Source organism: Aliiroseovarius pelagivivens, from assembly GCF_900302485.1.
Taxonomy (GTDB): Bacteria; Pseudomonadota; Alphaproteobacteria; order Rhodobacterales; family Rhodobacteraceae; genus Aliiroseovarius; species Aliiroseovarius pelagivivens.
On sequence record NZ_OMOI01000001.1, the window covers coordinates 871,044 to 891,719 of the forward strand.

Annotated in this window: 18 protein-coding genes; 7 read left to right on the forward strand and 11 right to left on the reverse strand. The window is 57.2% G+C overall.

The window, feature by feature from the left end; all coding sequences use genetic code 11:
* Positions 1–151 precede the first annotated feature (151 nt).
* From ALP8811_RS04295 to ALP8811_RS04315, 5 genes are all read left to right on the forward strand, one after another.
* Positions 152–1,828, forward strand: coding sequence for a formate--tetrahydrofolate ligase (locus ALP8811_RS04295; RefSeq protein WP_108855937.1), 1,677 nt, complete (start codon positions 152–154; stop codon positions 1,826–1,828).
* A gap of 77 nt (positions 1,829–1,905) precedes the next feature.
* A complete protein-coding gene (locus tag ALP8811_RS04300; RefSeq protein WP_108855938.1) occupies positions 1,906–2,799 on the forward strand; it encodes a bifunctional 5,10-methylenetetrahydrofolate dehydrogenase/5,10-methenyltetrahydrofolate cyclohydrolase in 894 nt (297 codons plus the stop codon).
* A gap of 17 nt (positions 2,800–2,816) precedes the next feature.
* Positions 2,817–3,707 (forward strand): bifunctional methylenetetrahydrofolate dehydrogenase/methenyltetrahydrofolate cyclohydrolase FolD, encoded by an 891-nt coding sequence (gene folD, locus ALP8811_RS04305; RefSeq protein WP_108855939.1) that lies wholly within the window; start codon positions 2,817–2,819, stop codon positions 3,705–3,707.
* A 380-nt stretch (positions 3,708–4,087) separates the two neighbouring features.
* Positions 4,088–4,777, forward strand: a complete 690-nt coding sequence (locus ALP8811_RS04310) for a c-type cytochrome (RefSeq protein ID WP_245924553.1) — start codon at positions 4,088–4,090, stop codon at positions 4,775–4,777.
* Between the two features lie 234 nt (positions 4,778–5,011).
* A complete protein-coding gene (locus tag ALP8811_RS04315; RefSeq protein ID WP_146183988.1) occupies positions 5,012–6,523 on the forward strand; it encodes an autotransporter outer membrane beta-barrel domain-containing protein in 1,512 nt (503 codons plus the stop codon).
* A gap of 271 nt (positions 6,524–6,794) precedes the next feature.
* Here ALP8811_RS04315 and ALP8811_RS04320 read toward each other — a convergent pair whose 3' ends face one another.
* The 4 genes from ALP8811_RS04320 to ALP8811_RS04335 form a co-directional block, all read right to left on the reverse strand.
* Positions 6,795–7,589: a crotonase/enoyl-CoA hydratase family protein gene (locus tag ALP8811_RS04320; RefSeq protein ID WP_108855941.1), complete on the reverse strand. Its 795-nt coding sequence runs from the start codon at positions 7,587–7,589 to the stop codon at positions 6,795–6,797.
* Between the two features lie 57 nt (positions 7,590–7,646).
* Positions 7,647–8,090, reverse strand: coding sequence for a PaaI family thioesterase (locus ALP8811_RS04325; RefSeq protein WP_181363685.1), 444 nt, complete (start codon positions 8,088–8,090; stop codon positions 7,647–7,649).
* A gap of 67 nt (positions 8,091–8,157) precedes the next feature.
* A complete protein-coding gene (gene pdeM, locus ALP8811_RS04330; RefSeq protein WP_108855942.1) occupies positions 8,158–8,823 on the reverse strand; it encodes a ligase-associated DNA damage response endonuclease PdeM in 666 nt (221 codons plus the stop codon).
* Positions 8,824–8,838: 15 nt separating this feature from the next.
* The gene (locus ALP8811_RS04335; RefSeq protein WP_108855943.1) at positions 8,839–11,286 is read right to left on the reverse strand and encodes a ligase-associated DNA damage response DEXH box helicase; all 2,448 of its coding nucleotides are present in this window, start codon (positions 11,284–11,286) and stop codon (positions 8,839–8,841) included.
* Between the two features lie 105 nt (positions 11,287–11,391).
* Here ALP8811_RS04335 and ALP8811_RS04340 point away from each other — a divergent pair, with 105 nt between their 5' ends.
* Positions 11,392–11,886: a DUF4405 domain-containing protein gene (locus ALP8811_RS04340; RefSeq protein WP_108855944.1), complete on the forward strand. Its 495-nt coding sequence runs from the start codon at positions 11,392–11,394 to the stop codon at positions 11,884–11,886.
* An 86-nt stretch (positions 11,887–11,972) separates the two neighbouring features.
* Here the strand turns inward: ALP8811_RS04340 and ALP8811_RS04345 are convergent, their stop codons facing one another.
* Positions 11,973–13,286, reverse strand: a complete 1,314-nt coding sequence (locus ALP8811_RS04345; protein ID WP_108855945.1) for a DUF8689 domain-containing protein — start codon at positions 13,284–13,286, stop codon at positions 11,973–11,975.
* Positions 13,287–13,412: 126 nt separating this feature from the next.
* On the opposite strand from ALP8811_RS04345, the gene ALP8811_RS04350 reads away from it, so the two are divergent.
* Positions 13,413–15,101, forward strand: coding sequence for a hypothetical protein (locus ALP8811_RS04350; protein WP_108855946.1), 1,689 nt, complete (start codon positions 13,413–13,415; stop codon positions 15,099–15,101).
* Between the two features lie 85 nt (positions 15,102–15,186).
* Here the strand turns inward: ALP8811_RS04350 and ALP8811_RS04355 are convergent, their stop codons facing one another.
* From ALP8811_RS04355 to ALP8811_RS04380, 6 genes are all read right to left on the reverse strand, one after another.
* Positions 15,187–15,687, reverse strand: a complete 501-nt coding sequence (locus tag ALP8811_RS04355; protein ID WP_108855947.1) for an A24 family peptidase — start codon at positions 15,685–15,687, stop codon at positions 15,187–15,189.
* Positions 15,688–15,692: 5 nt separating this feature from the next.
* Positions 15,693–16,559 (reverse strand): tetratricopeptide repeat protein, encoded by an 867-nt coding sequence (locus ALP8811_RS04360; RefSeq protein WP_108855948.1) that lies wholly within the window; start codon positions 16,557–16,559, stop codon positions 15,693–15,695.
* Between the two features lie 30 nt (positions 16,560–16,589).
* Complete coding sequence (locus ALP8811_RS04365; RefSeq protein ID WP_370738898.1) at positions 16,590–17,138, reverse strand: tetratricopeptide repeat protein; 549 nt, start codon at positions 17,136–17,138, stop codon at positions 16,590–16,592.
* A 102-nt stretch (positions 17,139–17,240) separates the two neighbouring features.
* Positions 17,241–18,215 carry a type II secretion system F family protein gene (locus ALP8811_RS04370; protein ID WP_108855949.1) on the reverse strand — a complete coding sequence of 325 codons (975 nt, stop codon included), beginning with the start codon at positions 18,213–18,215 and terminating at the stop codon, positions 17,241–17,243.
* Between the two features lie 12 nt (positions 18,216–18,227).
* Positions 18,228–19,196, reverse strand: coding sequence for a type II secretion system F family protein (locus ALP8811_RS04375; protein ID WP_181363686.1), 969 nt, complete (start codon positions 19,194–19,196; stop codon positions 18,228–18,230).
* A 2-nt stretch (positions 19,197–19,198) separates the two neighbouring features.
* Complete coding sequence (locus tag ALP8811_RS04380; protein WP_245924557.1) at positions 19,199–20,674, reverse strand: TadA family conjugal transfer-associated ATPase; 1,476 nt, start codon at positions 20,672–20,674, stop codon at positions 19,199–19,201.
* Positions 20,675–20,676: the final 2 nt, after the last annotated feature.

The window sequence follows — 20,676 nt, forward strand, 5'->3', positions numbered from 1 at the left end:
GCGTCACCGATCCGACGAAATCGGCGGCAAACATGTCGGATTTCACCCTGTGAGTCGGGATTTGGATCGTTATGCAGAAGAAGACATTTGGCTGCAGCGCTAACAGGGATGCAGCCGCCTTGAACATGCTCTCGTTTCTGAAGGATCTGCCATGAGCTATAAATCTGACATCGAAATTGCCCGCGAAGCCAAGAAACGCCCGATTCAGGAAATCGGCGACAAGCTGGGCATTCCGACCGAGCACCTGCTGCCCTATGGCCACGACAAAGCCAAAGTCAGCCAGGAATTCATCAATTCGGTCCAGTCCAAAGAGGACGGCAAACTGATCCTGGTGACCGCCATCAACCCGACCCCGGCCGGTGAAGGTAAGACCACCACCACCGTAGGCCTGGGCGACGGCCTGAACCGCATTGGCAAGAATGCCATGGTCTGTATCCGCGAAGCCTCGCTGGGCCCGAACTTCGGTATGAAGGGTGGTGCTGCTGGTGGCGGTTACGCGCAGATCGTTCCGATGGAAGAAATGAACCTTCACTTCACCGGCGACTTCCACGCTATCACCTCGGCGCACTCGCTTCTGTCGGCGATGATCGACAACCACATCTATTGGGGTAACGAGCTGGAGATCGACGAGCGTCGCGTCGCTTGGCGTCGTGTGGTCGACATGAACGACCGCGCTCTGCGTGACATCGTATGTTCGCTGGGTGGCGTCGCCAACGGCTTCCCGCGTCAGACTGGCTATGACATCACCGTTGCCTCGGAAGTGATGGCGATCCTGTGTCTGGCCAACGATCTGCAAGATCTGCAGAAGCGTTTGGGCGACATCATCGTAGCCTACACCCGCGAACGCAAAGCCATCTACTGCCGCGACATCGGTGCAGATGGCGCTATGACCGTTCTGCTGAAAGACGCCATGCAGCCGAACCTTGTGCAGACGCTGGAAAACAACCCGGCCTTCGTCCACGGTGGCCCGTTCGCCAACATCGCACACGGCTGTAACTCGGTCATCGCGACCACAACTGCCCTGAAACTGGCCGACTATGTCGTGACCGAAGCAGGTTTCGGTGCTGACCTTGGCGCCGAGAAGTTCATGAACATCAAGTGCCGCAAGGCTGGTCTGGCCCCCTCGGTGGTCGTACTGGTTGCCACTGTGCGCGCGATGAAGATGAACGGCGGTGTTGCCAAGGCCGATCTGGGCGACGAAAACGTCGACGCCGTAAACGCCGGTTGCGACAACCTTGGTCGTCACATCGAGAACCTGAAGGGCTTTGGCGTGCCGGTTGTGGTTGCCATCAACCACTTCGTCAACGACACCGACGCCGAAGTCGCTGCGGTCAAAGACTACGTGGACGGCCACGGTGCTGAAGCCATCGTGTCGCGTCACTGGGAACTGGGTTCGGAAGGCTCGGAAGCGCTGGCTACTCGCGTTGCTGAAATCGCCGATGCAGACGTTGCATCGTTCGCTCCAATCTATCCGGACGACATGCCGCTGTTCGAAAAGATCGAGACCATCGCCAAGCGCATCTACCGCGCCGACGAAGTTCTGGCTGACGCCAAAGTGCGCAACCAGCTGCGTGACTGGGAAGAAGCTGGCTACGGCCATCTGCCGGTCTGCATGGCGAAGACACAGTACTCGTTCTCGACCGACCCGTCGCTTCGCGGCGCGCCCACCGGCCACTCGGTTCCGGTGCGTGAGGTTCGCCTGTCGGCTGGCGCTGGCTTCATCGTTGTCGTCTGCGGCGACATCATGACCATGCCTGGCCTGCCACGCAAACCTGCGGCTCTGTCCATCGGCCTGAATGCCGAAGGCGAGATCGAAGGCCTGTTCTAAGAACTATCAAGAAGGGCGGGGATTACCCGCCCTTCACTTTTACGACCCCCAACAATTCCCGCGAAGAAGGAGAGGCCATGATTGGCAATACTGCCACTCTGATCGACGGCAAGGCTATTGCCGCAGGTATGCGCAAGGATGTGGCCGCCCGTGCAGCCGAGCTTTCTGATAAAGGCTGGTCGCCCAAGCTGGTGTCGCTGTCCGTCGGTGACGTCGCCGCAGCCGAGCTTTACGTGCGTAACCAACAGAAATCGGCGGAAAGCGCCGGGGTCGAGTTTGAAGCGCGCAACTATCCCTCTGAGACCTCGCTGGAACAACTGACGGGTATCATCCAAGGCCTGAATGCCGACCCACGCGTGAACGGGATCATCATTCAGCGCCCGCTGCCTGACCATATTCCGGTTAAGACGCTGCAAAAGCTGGTCCATCCGCTGAAGGATGTTGAAGGGATGCACCCGGCCTCGATCGGGAACATTGTTTATAACGATCTGGCGCTTGGCCCTTGTACCGCTGTGGCGGCTGTTGAGATCCTGAAAACCCTGCCCTTGGACATGGAAGGGCTGAACGTCACCGTGATTGGCCATTCCGAGATCGTTGGCAAACCCATCGCCTTCTTGCTGATGGGGCTGGGCGCGACGGTCACCGTGTGCCACCACATGACCCGCTCGGTCGCGATGCATAGCCGCGCCGCGGATGCCGTGTTCGTCGCTGTCGGCAAACCCGGTCTGGTGACCGGCGAGATGCTGAAGCCCGGCTGCGCGGTGATCGACATTGGCATCAACCGCGTCGACGGCAAGACCGTAGGCGACGCGGATTTCGAAAGCTGCAGCCAAGTTGCCGGCTGGATCACCCCGGTTCCCGGCGGCGTCGGCCCCGTGACGGTTGCGACCCTGATGTCCAACGCGGTATTGGCAACTGAAATGCAGATGAATCACTATCGTGACGCCTATGCGCGTTCCGAGTTTGACTGACAGATAAGGAGAGCGTGATGACGGCTCAGATCATTGATGGCAAAGCGTTTGCGGCAACTGTCCGCGAGAAGGTCGCCGCCCATGTGTCCCGTGTGAAAGAAGAAAGCGGCATCACGCCCGGTCTGGCCGTGGTGCTGGTGGGCGAAGATCCCGCGTCGCAGGTCTATGTCCGTTCGAAGGGCAAGCAGACCGTCGAAGTTGGCATGAACAGCTATGAGCACAAGCTCGATGCCGACACCTCGGAAGAGGATTTGCTGGCGCTGATCGACAAGCTGAACAATGACCCTGCCGTACACGGTATTCTGGTGCAGCTGCCACTGCCCGGTCACCTGAACGAAGACCTTGTGATCAACTCGATCGACCCGGCCAAGGATGTGGACGGCTTCCACATCTCGAACGTGGGCCTTCTGGGCACCGGTCAGAAGTCGATGGTGCCCTGCACCCCGCTGGGCTGCCTGATGATGCTGCGTGACCACCACGGGTCGCTGTCGGGGCTGAACGCCGTCGTCATCGGCCGCTCGAACATCGTGGGCAAGCCGATGGCACAGCTTCTGCTGGGCGACAGCTGTACCGTGACCATCGCGCATAGCCGCACCAAAGACCTGCCCGAGGTCGTGCGCGGCGCGGACATCGTTGTCGCCGCCGTAGGTCGCCCAGAAATGGTGCCCGGAGACTGGATCCGCGAAGGTGCCACCGTGATCGACGTGGGCATCAACCGCATCGAGCGTGACGGCAAGAACAAGCTGGTCGGTGACGTTGACTTCGAAAGCGCCTCCAAAGTGGCGGGAGCCATCACACCGGTACCGGGCGGCGTTGGCCCGATGACCATCGCCTGCCTTCTGGCCAACACCCTGACCGCCTGCTGCCGCGCCAATGGTCTGGCCGAACCGGATGGGCTGACGGCGTAAGCTGAGGGCTTAAGCATTGAGGCGGCGTCAGGGAAACTTGGCGCCGTTTTTGTTTTTGGACGGCAAGACACGTGGCAAGGCAGACAATTCTTGTTTGCGAACGTGGGTTGTTCGCACCCAGTTTTGAGAATTCAGCGAGATATAGTAGGATATCAAATCAGCACGTCCGAGGCGTGCTGATCGGTTTGTTTTTTAAGAAGGAATACTAGCACTTAGAATTGGGGGGAATATTTATGAATAGAATTCTATTCGCGTTTTCAGTTGTGACATTTCCATTTTGCGCCATAGCCGAACCAAGTTTGGAGCGCGGCGAATATCTGGTACGCGGACCGGCTGCATGTGGCAATTGTCATACTCCGCAAGGTCCAAACGGACCTGATATGTCGAACGAGCTTGGCGGAATGATGGTCGAGAAAAACGATATGATGGAATCATGGGCAGTGAACATCACACCTGGCAGCCGCGTTGCGGATTGGAGTGACGAAGAATTCGCCCGCGCAATACGCGAAGGCATTCGCCCGGACGGCTCTGTGATCGGCCCTCCTATGCCAATTGGCCTCTATCGTGGACTAGGTGATGACGACCTAATGTCGATTGTGGCATTCCTTCGAACCATACCTGCCAGTGACAATCAAACGCCTGCTTCTACTTACAATTTCCCACTTCCTCCGGCCTACGGCCCACCGGTTGAAACTGTTTCCGCGCCACCCCGTGGCGCGACTGTAGAATACGGTGCCTATCTTGCCGGGCCGGTCGCGCATTGTACCGAGTGCCACACAACTTTCGGACCACAAGGTCCATTGTTTGACACTCACTTTGGTGCTGGGGGTTTCAAGTTCCATGGACCATGGGGGGTATCCGTTGCGCCGAACATAACCAGCCACGAAGACGGTCTGGCTGGGTATTCCGACGATGAGCTGAAAACCATGATCACTTCAGGCAAACGCCCTGACGGAAGTCACATGTTGCCACCTATGGGATATGGGTACTACGCGATGTTCTCGCCCGAGGACATTGAGGCCGTTTTGATGTATCTGCGAACCATCCCTCCGCTGCCTGATCCTAAGTAGTCTTCTGGCCGCCTGCTGCCGCGCCAACGGTCTGGCCGACCGGATGGGCTGACAGCGTAAATTAGCGGGTTTTGAAGTTTTAAACGGCGTCAGGGGAACTTGGCGCCGTTTTGTTTTTGGGGGGGCAGGATGTGAGACATTCTAGACATTGCCCTCTTGAGCTATGTCTGGATCGAACATTCTATGTTGCGCAGGTGCCATTTCGATCTTCTAAAAGTTTAATTTCTCTCTTTTTTGTATAATTACGCACAGTTGTCTGTAGGTTTCCCTTGGGGAATGTTTTTTGCGTTGAGGGGAAAAATGAAAACTTACCACAAAATTCTTAAAAATGAGTTAACACGCGGCGATCATGCCATCCAGAACAAGGCAAAAATGGGGATGCTTGCGGTTCCATTCTTGTTGGCTGCAACAGCAGCGAATGCGCAAACGACGAGCATTCAGCAGGTTCACAGCACAGACAACGCAGGTTCGGCAAGTACGACGATCGTTGGTTTGCCGACTGAAACCAATGGGGATGCTACCCTAGATCTGAGTCTTTATGGTGACTTCAGTTGGTCTGGAGGTAGCGGCACCCCCGCAGAAACACTAACCGTGTTTGTGGATGGTGTGAATGTAGGTGTGATTGGCCCTACAGGAATCGATTGTGGTTCTGCAGTGAATTTTAACTTGGCAGTGGATCAGGCGACACTTGCGCCGCTTATTGCGGATGGTCAGCTTGATGTCTCTTATCAAGCGTCGAGTTCAGTAAACAATTTTTGCGGATCCTACAATGGAAGCCCTAGCGGTGTTAGTTTCGTTGTGAGTGGCACCATCACCTATGATGGCGTAACGGGCCCCGCTGCTGAGGAACAGATCGCGGGATTCATGGAAAACCGCGCGCGTGCGCTGGTTCAAAACCAGCCCGACGTGATGCGTTTTGTCGATGGCCGCACTGGTGGGCGGCTTAATGTCGAAGTATCCCAAGGGTCTGGCAGCATTGATTTTGCTACTGGCGGGCGTGGTCCTGTCTGGGCGACCCTGACCGGCAGCAGCACGAAACTTGAAGCGGGCAACGACCAAAGCTATTTCCTTGGCTCTGTTGGTACACATCTGTCCTTTGGCAACAACAGTATCATTGGTGCGATGTTGCAGGTGGATAAGGCCGTGCAAGAGTTTTCTAACGGAGACAAGGTCGAGGGCACCGGCTGGTTGGTCGGTCCGTATTTCGCTGCGCAAATCTCGGAACACCCGCTGTTTTTGGATGGTCGACTGCTTTACGGTAAAACCGACAACAAGTTCACCCCCGATGGTGGTGCAACCGATAGCTTTGACGGTGATCGCTGGCTAGCCATGGTGAATCTGAAAGGCCGCGTTGAGATGGAGCATTTCACCATGTTCCCGGTCGTCGCTGTCAGCCATGTGCGTGATATGCAGGACGCCTTTACCAACAGCAGTAATGTTGACGTCGCTTCGCAAGGCATTGAACAGACCGAGGTTGCCCTCAGTTTGGACTTTGAAAAACCGATCCCGTCGCGTGATCTAGTGCTTTCCTGGGGGCTGTCAGGTATCTGGTCGGATACCGATGGTGATGTCGCTTCGTCCTCCGTAATCGGCAATCATAATGGCTGGCGTGGCCGGATCGATGCAGGCTTGAACTACTCGAATGGAGCAGGCCTGAACGCGGGACTGAACGCCTTTGTCGATGGTCTGGGCGAAGATGATCTGGAAAGCTACGGTCTAAGCCTGACGCTAGACTTCCAGTTCTGACCCAACTGATCGCAAACCAATTCAATCACCCGGACGTTTTCAGGCGTTCGGGTGATTTTTTTTGGCCTATCTGGTTCGGTTGATCAAAGGCGGCCAACTGTAGCATTGTCAGGAAGGCTTGTGTCGACTTCGGGATGCTTGGGTTGGTTTGAAAGCTCTCTAAGCAACGATGCGATATAATCCTGTGGGTTTTGAAACTAGCGACTAGGTTTGACGCTGTATTGGACCCGACAGGGCTCTATGCTGACTTTCGTTTGGCAACGGCTGCCCGTTAATCCTGAAACTCAGCCGTCCGCTTCTGCATTCCGGCCATTACCGCCTCCATCTGATTGGGCGTGCCCATCAGCTTTTCTTGCGCTTTGCTTTCAGCAATCAGCGTCTCGCGGGTTTCCAGCAACTCGGTGTCGCGGATCAGGGCCTTGGCGGCGCGGATGGCGTCGGGGGATTTCGATGCGATCTCGGCGGCGATGGCGTGGGCGCGTTCCAGCGGCGTGTCGGACAGTTCAGTCACAAAGCCCCAGTCCAGCGCGGCAGGGGCTTCGAATTGCTCGGCGGAATAGGTCAGCTTGCGGATCACGTCGCCCCGCGCCAGTCGGCGCATCAGGACCATGCCGCCCATGTCAGGGATGATGCCCCAGCGGCCCTCCATGATCGAAAAGCGGGTGTCAGGGGCGGCGATGCGCATGTCCGCGCCCAGCATGATCTGGAAGGCTCCCCCAAACGCATAGCCATGCACCGCGGCGATCACCGGTTGGGGCATTTCGGCCCAGACCATGCTGGCGGCTTGGAAGAGGTTCGAGTTGTTGTGGGTGCGTTCCAGAAACACGCCGCCCTGCATCGCAAATTGCGCGATTTGGGGCATGGCGTTCAGGTCCAGCCCGGCGGAAAACGCAGGTCCGTCGCCGGTCAGCACCACCGCGCGGATGTCCTTGCGTGCCGCCAAAGTTTCGCCCGCGTCGACGATGGCGCGGATCATGTCCAGATCCAGTGCATTGCGTTTGTCTGCGCGGGTCAGCGTGACGGTGGCGACTTGGTTTTCTTCGGTGATGGAAACGCGATCTGACATGTCTACTTCCTTTGTGTTCGTCGAAACCTGCGCTGTCTGGTCAGAGAGGGGCAAGTGTCACGTTGCGGCAACTGGGATGTCGACAGGGATCATAGTGCCGATCAGCCGTGCGATGTGGGTGGTCTTGTCGCCATCCTCGGCCCAGACATCCGCCTCGACTGGGATCAGGCGCCGCCCGGCTTTGATGATGCGCCCTTCGGCGACCAGTCGTTGGCCCTTGGCGGGCGCCAGAAGCTGGATCTTCATCTCGGCGGTCAGCACCTCTTGGTCCGGGCGCATGACGGACATGGCCGCATAGCCTGCCGCCGTGTCGCCCAAGGCGAAGGTCAGCGCGGCGTGACCGAAATCATGTTGCTGGCGCATATCATTCGGGATGGGGCTTGAGATGCGAAACAGCCCGTGGGCACAGCGGTCCACTTCGGCCCCCGCGAATGTCATCAAGGACTGGGCTGCAAAGCTGTTGCGCAGGCGTGTTTCGGCGTCATTGGACAAGTCGGTCATGGTGGTTCCTTTTGCGTTCAGCATAGCCCTAGGGGTTGGTTTCGAAATTGAAACGCCACGTCATGACTTAGCGGGGCATCGGAATTGGCCTTGGGGGCGTGCCGGTCAGAACGGCGATCGCATCGTCGCGCATCAGGCCCGATAGGGTGGCGTCATCCGAACGCAGCCCACCCGTATAGGTCCCATAAGCGGGTAGGATTATGCGTTCCGCGTCAAACAGCATACAGGGGCGGCTGACGGACCCTCCGCGCAGCTGTAACCGTGCCTTGGGGTGATAGTGTCCAGAGATCTCGGCGCTGGCGCCTTCGCGCGCAATGTGGCGGAAGGTCAAAGGCGGGTCGTGCAGTTCAGCCAGATGCGTGCCGCCGAATTCGACCGGGCCGGGGTCATGGTTACCCTCGATCCAGACCCAGCGCCGCCCGGCCATCAGGCGGGTGATCCACAGCATCTCGGCCTCGGGCAGATTCTGCGCTGCAAGCAGGTCATCGAAACTGTCGCCAAGGCACACCACGGTGGTCGCACCCGTGGAACGTAGATCCTTTTCCAGCCGCCCCAGTGTATCGCGTGTTTCGTATGGGGGCAGCATGTCGCCTGACCGGCGTACGATCCGCTCGGATTTTCCCAGATGCAGGTCCGACACGCACAAAAGTGACCGATACGGCCACCACAGTGCGCCAGAGGGAAGCAGGGTTAATTGGGTGCCTGCGAAATGGAACTGAAACCCTTGTGTCATGGCCCCTCGTACGCCTTATCCATTGGCGTTCTGGCCCGTTGCGACCAGCGTGGCAAGGCCGGATTGCTCCATCAGGCGATCGGCTTCGGCCTGAAGCAGAGCCTCGCGACCGGCACCGTCCACGGGCACCTTGCCGACCTCGAGAAACAGGGGGGCTGCAAACGGTGTGACCTGTTGCGTCGTGACATGATCTATCCGGCCTTGGGTGCGTGTCAGCATTTCGTCGATGCGGCCGAAGCCAATCAGGCCGCGCATCGCTTCGGTTCGGGTGATCTGGAGCAGCAGGTGATCAGGATCGTATTTGCGCAACGTGTCATAAAGGATGTCGGAGGAAAACGTCGCCTGCCGCCCCGAAGATCTTTTGCCCGGCAGGTTTCGAGTGATCAGCCCGGCGATGGTGGCCGCACCCTTGAAGCTGCGTTTCATTAGCGCGTTGTCCGCCAGCCAGCCTTCCAACCCGTCTTGCAGCTGATCTGCATTCAGCACCTGCGCGGGGTTCGTCACGGGCGCGATGGACCAGATCAGCGTGGCGTAATCGGTGGCGACAAAGCCCAAGGGGCCAAGGCCCAGCTCCTCCATCTGGCGCGTGACCATCAGACCGAGCGTCTGCTGCGCGTTCTTGCCTGCGAACCCGTAAATGCAGGTGTGGGCGCGTTCCTCGTGATCGAAACTTTCCACAAGGATGCGGCCCGCACGCGGCAGTTGACTGACCTGAGACTGTAGGCTGATCCAATCCAACGTGTGCGTGGGCAGATCGGGCAGAGTGGGGCGGTGCAGCAGTTCGAGGATGCGGACGGAAAGCTGTGTCGACGTAGCGAACTTGGTGCCCGAGAACACGGCCAGCTTCGGCTTGCGCCCTCGGTCCCGGCTGACCTGCACCTCCATCTCGCGCAGGCTTTCAAACCGGACGATCTGTCCGCCCATCAGGAAGGTGTCGCCCGGCACCAGAGAGGCGGCGAAGCTTTCCTCGACCTCGCCCAAGGGTTTGCCAGCAGATGCCCCGGACCGTCCCTTCATCCGCACCTTAAGCGTATCCGTGTCGATGATTGTGCCGATGTTCATCCGCACCTGTTGCGCCAGTCGCGGATCACGCAGTCGCCATAGCCTGTCGTCGCGCTGCATCAAACGCTGCCAGCGATCATAGGCCTTTAGCGCGTAGCCACCTGTCGCCACGAAGTCCAAACAGGTGTTAAACTCGGCGCGTGTCAGGTCGTAGTAGGGGCCAGCGCCGGTTACTTCGGAATACAAAGTGTCTGCATCGAAGGGGGCAGCGCAGGCGGTAATTAGGATGTGTTGGCACAGCACATCGAGCGGGCCGAGGTCGCGCGGATCTCCGTCCAGATCATGGGCCAGCACGGCCTCGATCGCGGCGTGGCATTCAATAGCCTCCCAGCGGTTTGCGGGCAGGATCAGCGCTTTGGAGGGCGCGTTGTAGCGGTGATTGGCGCGGCCGATGCGTTGCACCAGACGTTTCACGTTCTTCGGCGCACCGACCTGAATGACCAGATCCACGTCGCCCCAGTCGAGCCCCAGATCCAGCGATCCGGTACACACCACCGCGCGGAGTTGGCCCGCGACCATCGCTGCCTCGACCTTTTTGCGTTGTTCAAGGGCAAGCGAGCCGTGATGGATGCCGATGGGCAATCCTTCGGCATTGGCCAGCCACAGTTCGTGAAAGAAAATCTCGGCCTGCGCGCGGGTGTTGTGGAAGATCAGCGTCGTCTTGTGGCGTGCGACCTGCTCCAGCACCTCGGGGATGGCATAGCGCCCGCCGCCGCCCGACCACGGGGGCGGAGTGTCCGTGGTCAGCATGCCGATGTCTGGATCAGGTCCGGGATCTGCCTGCACGATGTGGCAGGGGGCAGGGTGGGGCGCGATGAAGCGCGCCAGAGCCGGGGGATCCTCGACCGTCGCGGACAGGCCGACGCGCCGCAGTCCGGGGCACATCGCCTGCAAACGCGACAGGCACAGCATCAGCTGATCGCCCCGTTTGCTTTCCGCCAATGCGTGCAGTTCATCAACAACAACCCGTTTCAGGCCAGCGAAAATACGCGGCGCGTCTTCATAGCTGAGCAGCAGGGCCAAGCTTTCAGGCGTCGTCAGCAGGATGTGCGGCGGGTCGGCGCGTTGGGCTTTCTTGCGGGTCTGGGTGGTGTCTCCTGATCGGTCCTCGACCCGGATGGGCAGACCCATGTCGCTGATCGGTGTCGTCAAGTTGCGTCGCATGTCTGCCGCCAGCGCCTTCAGGGGCGAGATGTAGAGCGTGTGAAGCCCAGCTTCTGGCTCTGACCCAAGCTCGACCAGACTGGGCAGGAAACCGGCAAGAGTCTTACCGCCTCCGGTTGGGGCGATCAGCATCAAGGCGGGATCGGACGCGCGCTCCAGCATCTCGACCTGATGCGGATGCGGCGACCAGTTGCGGGCGGAAAACCAACTTTGAAACTCGGCGGGAAGGGGCGTCATGAGGGCAGGATAGGAAATTCCGCGGCGGGGTGAAATTGCTCATTTTGGCGCGACGGAAATTCGGTGGGAATTCGTATCACTCAGGACGACCAAAGGAGTAATACGATGTCGACACTGCGCAAATGGGCCACGCCACTGACGGTGGGATCATTTCTTGTGATGGGCGTGACGGGCACGCTGATGTTCTTTCACCTGAACACCATGGTGGGGAAGGTAATTCATGAATGGGCTGGGTGGCTGATGCTGGTCGGTGTTGGCGCGCATATCGTGTTGAACTGGCGCGCGCTGACCACCTATTTCAAACGACCTCTGGCGCAGTGGATCATGGGCGTTGGTGCGGCTTTGACGATCGCGACGGTGCTTCCGATCGGAGGCGCTGTCGAGCCGCCAGTCCGCAGCATGGTAATGGCTGTCGCGCAGGCGGACGAGGCAACGTTGATGGCCTTGTCAGGACATGACCTGCAAGAAGGCCGCGCGCTTTTGTCCGGGGCTGGTGTCGATCTGCAACCGGGTCAAAGCCTTGCCGCAGCGACCGACGGAGATTTCGGACTTCAATCGGCTGCCATGTCGGCGCTGTTTACATCAGGTGATGATCACTAAGCCCAGAATTTGCCGGTTCCGTCCCTGACCGGCAAGAAAGCCGGGTGGGCTAACATATTAAGCCCGCCCGGTTTTGGAACACTCGCCTAGTGAATGATCTCTTCTTCTTTTACGAACATGTTTTCCCAAGCGCGGTCGATCAACTCGGGCGACATCTGGTTGGGAATGCCTTCGAATTCGCAAATCGAGATCATCTGGTCGATCAGGAAGATCGGCTGATAGTTCGCATAGATGTTGTCGATGGTCGGGTACTTGTTCTTCAGAAGGTGGATCAAGGCCTCTTGCGACAGGGGCATTTTCCGTTTCTTTGCGACCATGGCAAAGATCTTCAGATAGTCTTCCTGGTCCGGACCGTCGATCTTGATCTTATAGAAGATCCGGCGCAGTGCCGCCCTATCGAAGATCTTGTTTGGGTGGAAGTTGGTTGAGAAGATGACCAGCGTGTCGAAGGGCACCTCGAACTTCTCACCCGATTGCAGGGCCAGAATGTCCTTGTTTTCTTCCAGCGGAACAATCCATCGGTTGACCAGCGCCTGAGGAGGCTCGGACTGACGACCAAGGTCGTCCACGATGAAGACGCCGCCGGTGGACTTCAGCTGCAGCGAGGCCGTATAGGTCCGCGCCGTGGGGTTATAGACAAGGTCCAGCATGTCCAGCGTCAGTTCACCCCCGGTGATAACAGTTGGGCGATCACACAGCACATAACGGCGGTCATATTTCTTGGCCTTGCGGCGCAAAGAGTCTGGGTTCTCGAAATCTTCTTCCGCCGAGGAATGCACGATCGGGTCATAAACCGTGATGATCTGGCCGGAATACTCGATTGCTTTCGGGACATAGATTTTGTCCCCCAGCGCGTCCCGGATCCCGTTTGAGATGGACGACTTCCCGTTTCCGGGCGGGCCATACATCAGGATCGATCGGCCCGAGCCAACCGCTGGCCCCAATTGGTCCAAAAGGTTATCAGGCAGGATAAGGTGCCCCATGGCACCGGTCAGCTGATTGCGGGTCATCGTGATGTTGCGGATCGACTGGCGCTTGACCTGCTTGGCGTAAACTTCCATCGGGACCGGCATGGCGCCAAAATACTCGGATTGCGACAACGCATCCAATGCGCGCGCTTTGCCTGTGTCTGACAGACGATAGCCCATTTCAGAACTTTGAGCGCCGGCATGCATGGTGCCCATGGCTTCGACCAAGCTAAGGTCGCGGACCATGTCGATCAGTTCCTGAACCACCCGGGCTGGCACGCAGAGCACGCGCTCCAGATCGGTGATCCGTTCCAGATTGGTGCGGAACATGGTCTTCAGCAGAATGTCCCGCATCATAACCGTGGTCAGCCCAAGGTCGCTTGCGGTCTTCAGGCCCGGAGGCGCAATCATATCAGACTGTTGCACATTCATCGTCTTTACCCAATCCTTGGTTCAGATGGTTCTATTAACCCGTGTATATATGTACTTGTCCAGCTTACAAAGCCTTGCCTGTGAATGCATTGACGCTAATCTGGCTACAAAAGAATGAGGGCAGGTATGAGCGCAAATAGTGGTAAGATTTTGGCGGTCTTCATGGCCGTGCTTCTGGCGGTCTATGCGGCCCTGACCTTTTTGAAGGGTGGGTTCTATATCGGCAAGCATGAAGGGGACACGCTGCATCTGCTGCAAATGCTGTTTCGTATGCAGGGCGGAGACTGGCCTCATTTCGATTTCGTAACCCCAATCGGCATTCTGGCATTCGCCCCGATTGTCGTCTTCCTGAAGGTTGGATTTGGCGCAGGACAGGCGATCTTGGCCGGTCAGTTCCTTGTGGCGCTAGCGTTTTTCCCGTTCGTGTGGTGGGTCGCAAGAAGCCGGTTTTCCGGAGGCTGGGCCTATCTGTTCGCGGCCACGATCCTGATCTTCTGCGTTGCACTGGTGCATGGAGAGGCGATGGATTCTGTTTCGATCTCAATGCATTACAATCGCTGGGCTTGGGCCGCAGCGTTCTTGGCCATCGCCACCGCAATGCTGCCTGCACGAACCGGGGGGGCGTCCTCGGTTGCAGATGGGGCTGTGATCGGTGTGATGGTGGTCTTCATGGCGATGATCAAAGTGACCTATTTTGCAGCGTTCTTTTTTCCGCTTCTCATCGGACTTTTTGCACGTGGGGCAGGGCGCACGGTATTCTGGGCTGTTGTCAGCGGGCTGATCGCTGCGGGCCTGGCGACGCTGGCCGTTGGCACGCCAGTGTTCTGGTTAGCCTATCTTCAGGATCTTCTAAACGTCGCAGGATCTGACGTGCGTCCTCAACCGGGTCATGACTTTGGCTATGTGATCAGCGCACCGGCATATCTTGGGGGGTCGATTGTCATCCTGATGTCAGTTGTCCTGATGCGGCAGGCAGATCGCAAGCAGGAAGGATTGATGCTGCTTTTGCTTGCGCCTGCGTTCTTCTATGTCACCTATCAGAATTTCGGCAATGATCCCCAATGGTTGTGGTTGCTGGGACTGTTGCTGTTCATGCGCCTTCCAGATGCCGGATTGCGAAATGGGTTCGGTTGGGATCTGAGGCAAGCCGTGACCCTTTGCGCCATCGCTGCGTTTGCACTTGCGACCCCAAGTTTCTTGAACTTGGCGGCAAGCCCGTTACGACATCTGGCCACCGATGTCGAAAAATTCGAGCCGTTAATGCCGGGATCAGGCGCGCATGAGGATCTGCAAACCTATGCTCCGCGTGCGTTCCAGTTGGACTATCGCGCCGCGATGGATGGCGAGGGAACGCCCTTTGCGCACTACGCCGAATATACGGATCGGGATAAGCTGGAGGTGACATTTCAAGGTGAAGACCTGTCATACTGCACGCTAGAGCTGGGGCTGGTCGGTTGGTTCGAAACCGTGGCCAATGACATCGCTGGTTGGGAAGGGGGCGAAGGGGCTGCAATCTTCACGGCAGATCTTTTGTCCAGCTATTGGCTCTATGCCGATCTGGCGCCTCTGAAGCGCGGCGCACCTTGGTACTATGGCGAACTCTCAGGGATCGAGAATGCGGATTATCTGCTTGTTCCCAAATGTCCGCTGTCAGCTCCGACACGCAAGTCCATTCTTGATGAGATCTCGGCCCAAAGCTGGTCAGACAAGGTGCAAGAGGTGCGCCGGACCGAGCTTTATACACTCTATGCTCTTCCCGGGGAAAAGGCAGTGCCTGTGAAGCGCGATAGCGAGGTCGAGGACGAAGCATCATAGGTTAGATGTCAAACCGACGAACAAAACAAAAAAGGCCCGCAGCGAAATGCTACGGGCCATTTTTTAATAGCGTGATGCGTGGTTGTTAGGTGCCGTAAAGCACGCCACAGATCAGATACGTCAGGAATGTCAGGCAGATGCTCAGCCCCATTGGATAGTCGCGCCGTGACCAGCTTTCCCAATCCGGTGTCAGTTCGCGCAAAGGCTTGATGCGACGAAGGATCCGATGTGCGGTAAAACCCACAACGATCATCGCTGCAAAAATGATCAACACCAGAATGGTATCCTGCAATGCTACAAAGGGGGCAACGGCAGCGGCAAATTTTGCATCCCCAGCCCCCAGCATCCGCGCCATGTTCATCAGGAAACCAGCGACAAGGATGACCGCGAAATGTGACCACCGCCACAAATACTCGGTCAGGTCCAATGCGAAGAAGCCAAGGACTGCGAAGCCGATCAGCATGACCATGACGGCCTTGTTCGGGATTTTCATCCGCGACAAGTCAGACCACATAACCCATGCGGAAACCGGAAGGGCGAGGGGCAGGAACAACATCGCTGCCCATTGTGTCAGGGTGATGTCCATGCGCCTTACCCGTTGGACACGTTGCTTTCCAAAGCTTCAAGCGCACGCGTTGCGGCTTCGAAATGCTGAGGATGAGTGTCGATCGCTTCTTGCAGCAGACCTTTGCCAATGGTGACGTCGCCTTGCTTGATGGCGGAGAGAGCCAACGTATGCAAAAGCTGGGCACGTTCGATCTGAGTCATCGAAATAATAGGCAGGTCGTATTTACGCTGTGCACCGCGCGCCAGAACCAGATTGTTCTTCGTAGTGAAGCGCTTGGTATCGTAGCTTAGCGACTGGGTGAACAGATCCTCTGCCCCCTCATAGTCTGCGCGCGTCAGTTTCGAGTAACCCCAGTTGTTCAGTACGGTCGCCGGGTTTGTCGTCAGGCCCACAGCTGTTTCATAGAAGCTGTCTGCTTTCTTCCATTGCTCTTTGCTGTCCGCAATCATGGCTTCCAGACGGTAACGACGGAAGGTTTCGTGTGTGGGGGGAACCTTGTTTAGTTCGACCTCAGCCTGATCCCAATCACCGGCGCGGATCAGCGCGTCGGCCAGTGAAACGCGGTCTTCATTGGTGGCACCAGGAAGTGACACAACCTTCTTCCAGACCCCAACAGCTTCGGCGGGGCGTTTGGCACGTACCAGTGATTGGCCCAAGCCACGCTGGAGATCAATTCGATCGGGATTTTTTTGAACGGCACCGCGGAAATAAGCTGCGGCTTCGTCGGCGTCTCCGACGGTCAACATGATGTCGTTCAGATTGCTTTCGTCGATAACATTCAAATCTGCCATGGCGCGTTCGACGTCTTCGCCTTCGTCCTTGGGTTTTTGACAGGCCGACAGGGCTATAGCGCTGCTTACGCAAAGCACAAGTAGAATGGGGTGGCGCATGTTCGCGTCCTCTGCTGCTCGTCTCTCCGTCTAGATTTCGGACAGAAGCAGGTAGTCACCCGAACCTCTCCGAACCAGCGAAAATGTATCATTATTGGCTGGATCATAGTCCGGATTGCTTTGATTGGCGAGCGCAAGGCGTAAATTCTCTCGAATTTCGGCAGATTGGCCACGATCTAGACCAAATGCGATTTGGAAAACGCGGGCGGCTTCGTTGACCTGACCGGTTTCCATCAACACAACGCCCAGATTGTTCCATGCAGGCGCAAAATTCACATCCATCTGTGTGGCTTTGCGCAGCAACTTCTCGGCTTGACCCAGACGGCCAAGCTGCAAGTTTGCCGACCCGATGGCTGACAGCACATCGACAGTGATGCCTTGCTCAGCCGCGGCACGTTTATAGGCCTTTAAGGCAAGTTCGTGCTCGCCAGCAGCGGTCAGTCGGTGACCGACTGTCAACCCATCGACCGAGTTGTCCAGCCCGCCGAAAGTACCAGGGGCATATGGGCTGTCAGGAGCGAACTCAAATCCAGTTGCGTTGTTCTCGCACGCGGCCAACAACATGGCCGATGTGAACATCGTCAGCACACTCAGGCGCCCCATACCCGCACGAAAGCCGGTATGCCTCGGAAGGGCAGGGCGCTGGATCACTTGGTGCTCCTTTCCAATTCGGAAGCGGCGTCAGAAGCTGACGTTTTTGAGGGTTAGGTAGATCTCGTAAACAGAAGGGCCGATCAGAATGATCAGCAGTGGCGGCACGGTCAGCATCATTGTTGCCAGCGTCATCTTGGTTGGCAGCTTGTTGGCTTTTTCTTCTGCGCGCATAACGCGCTTGTCCCGCATCTCGCCGGCATAAACCCGAAGGGCTTCGGCGATGGACGTACCGAATGTCGAGGACTGGATCATCACGGTCACAAAGCTGGCCACGTCCGGCACGCCCGAACGATCGGACATGTCTCGCAAAACCTGAACACGGTCTTTACCAGCCTTCATCTCGTTCGAAACGATCGAGAATTCATCTGCCAGAGCAGGATAGGACGGGCGAATTTCCTTAGCGACACGCAAGATTGCCTGATCAAGGGATTGGCCCGCTTCAACGCAAACCAGCATCATGTCTAGGGCGTCGGGAAAACCGTTGATGATCTCTTCCTTGCGCTCTTCTACACGGCGGGTAACCCAGTATTTCGGCAACATGTATCCGCAGACGCCCGGCAACAGGATCCACAGAACGCGGGCCTGTGTGGTCATTTCCTGACCATTGGCAGTCTTCAGGATGGTCAAGAACACGCCAAACGCCAAAAGGCCAATACCCAGTGCAAACTGCAAAAAGTGGTATGTCTGAACCGCGTTTTTACCCGGATAGCCTGCCTGAAGCAGTTTAAGTTGCACCGCAGAGTACTCGGCAGCGTCTTGAGGTTCGAGGAACGCTGAATACTTCTCCAGCTTCGTTGAGCCCTTAGCAACACGCAGGTCAGCCTTCTCGGAGCGTTTCGTGTTGCCCTCTCGCAGCTCTTTGATTTTGTCCAGTGGATCAACCTGCTTGCGCAGGACGAAGGGCAACGTGATGACGACCAAGACAATGCCAGCACCACCAAGGGCTAGAATTGGTCCCGCGGGTCCAAGCTGTTCAGTCAGAAAGTCGATAATGGATTGCATAGTTTCGCCAACCTAGACTTTGATGTTCACAAGCATACGCATCACGATGATGTTGGCGATTAGGAAGCCGCCAACGACAAGGCATGCCGGAATGAAATAGGATGTCTCGCGTACGTCGTCGTAATAGTTGGGCTGGATCAGATTGATCATGACCAGCGCCACAAGTGGGAAGCCGGACAGGAAGTTGCCGGACCACTTGGCTTCAGACGTAATAGCGCGCACCCGGCGAAACAGACGAAAGCGCGATCGGATCACCTTGGCCAGACCGTCCAAAATCTCGGCTAGGTTACCACCCGAGGTTTGCTGGATCGTTACAGCGACCGCCAAGAAGCGCATATCCTGGTTGTCCATCCGTTCGGCCATGTTGGCCAGCGCCTCGCCCACATCGCGCCCATAGGCGCTTTCGTCGGCGATCAGGCCCATCTCGGTGCCCAGCGGATCTGGAACTTCCTTGGCAACGATCTGTACGGCTGACGTGAACGGGTGACCGACCCGTAGCGAACGCACCATAAGCTCAACGGCATCTGGCAGTTGTTCTTCGATCATCGACATCCGCTTTTTGGCTTTGTTGCTCACCCAGAAAAACACACCGCCAACGCCCATCACGATTGAAACACCAATGCGTACGGGCAGGCCGGCGGCTGTCGCGACGCTCAGTCCGAAAAAGGCAAAGACCGACAGGCCAGCCATGATGATGACCAATTGCGCCGGAGTGAAGGCCAACGCGGCCTTTTGCGCCTTGGTGGCCAAAAGCGAATAGAAAGGAATCCCCTGAGCCTTGACGTGCTGGCTCATCTCCTTGCGAAGCTTTTCCAGTACTTCTTCGCGGGCAGCGCCCTTTTCAAGCATGTCGAGGCGTCGGTTGACGCGGCTATTCAGGCTAATAGATTTCCCGAACAGAGTCAGATAGATACCTTCGACCAGCAGCAAGACTGCTAGAAAGATCAAACCATAGATAATAGGTTCGGCAGAGATCGTCATGATCAGTCGCTCCAGGGCTCATAAATCGATGCGGGCAGGTCATAGCCCCACTGGCGGAAGCGCTCTGCATAGTGCGAACGTACGCCGGTTGCGTTGAAGCGACCGATGATCTTGCCATCTGGTGCGAGCCCCAATCGTTCATAGCGGAATACTTCCTGCATCGAGATCACCTCGCCCTCCATGCCGGTAATCTCGGTGATCGAGACCATGCGGCGCGATCCGTCCTGAAGACGGCTGGCCTGCACCATCAGGTTCACAGCAGAGGCGATCTGGCTGCGGATGGCTTTGATCGGCATTTCGATCCCGGCCATCGACACCATGTTTTCCAGACGCGATACAGCATCACGGGCCGAGTTCGCGTGGATCGTCGTCATCGATCCATCGTGGCCGGTGTTCATAGCCTGCAGCATGTCGATCACCTCTTCGCCGCGGGTCTCACCCACGATGATGCGGTCAGGGCGCATACGCAGGGCGTTTTTCAGACAGTCGCGTTGGCTGACTGCACCTTTGCCCTCGACGTTGGCGGGGCGGCTTTCCATCCGGCCCACATGGGTCTGTTGCAGCTGAAGTTCCGCAGTATCTTCGATCGTCAGAATGCGTTCACTGTCGTCGATGAAAGAAGACAAGGCATTCAAAGTGGTCGTTTTACCCGAACCGGTACCACCTGAGACGATGATGTTCAGCCGGGTGGCCACGGCGGCTTGCAGATAGGCCGCCATCTCTTCCGAGAAAGCGCCGAAGTTCACCAGCTCGTTGATGCCAAGCTTATCTTTTTTGAACTTACGAATAGAGACAAGCGAGCCGTCCACCGCGATCGGTGGAACCATTGCATTGAAACGCGAACCATCGGCAAGACGGGCGTCAACATGCGGGTTCTGTTCGTCGACGCGACGGCCGACGGCCGACACGATCTTATCGATGATGCGCAGAAGGTGACGTTCATCTTTGAAGGTAACGTCGGTCAGCTCTAGTTTGCCATCGCGTTCGATGAAAATCTGTTGTGGTCCGTTAACCAGAATATCGTTGACGGTCTCGTCTTTTAAAAGCGGTTCAAGCGGACCCAGGCCCTTAACCTCGTCATAAAGCTCCTGGTTCAGGATCAGACGTTCGTCGCGGGTGAGAACAACATCGCGCGTTGTCAGAAATTCTGATGAAATATCAGTGATTTCCGCGCGAAGATCCTTTTCAGTCGCCGCATCAAGGGCACCAAGGTTCAAGTTGTCCAGCAGCTCTTTGTGAAGCTCTGTCTTGATCTCGGATAGCCGCTCTTTGCGTTTGCGTTCCTTGTCGGACAACGCCGGAGTTGCGGGAGTTGAGGTTGGAGACTTGGCAGGCTCGGGCGCACTCACCTTCGGAGTAGCGGACTGCTTGGGAGGCGACGAGATGATGCCTTCCTCAATTCGCCCGCTGTCTATCGTTGCGAGCTCACGAGGCCCTTTTTCCTGAGGCTTTGCAGGTTTCTTGTAACGCGAGAACATGT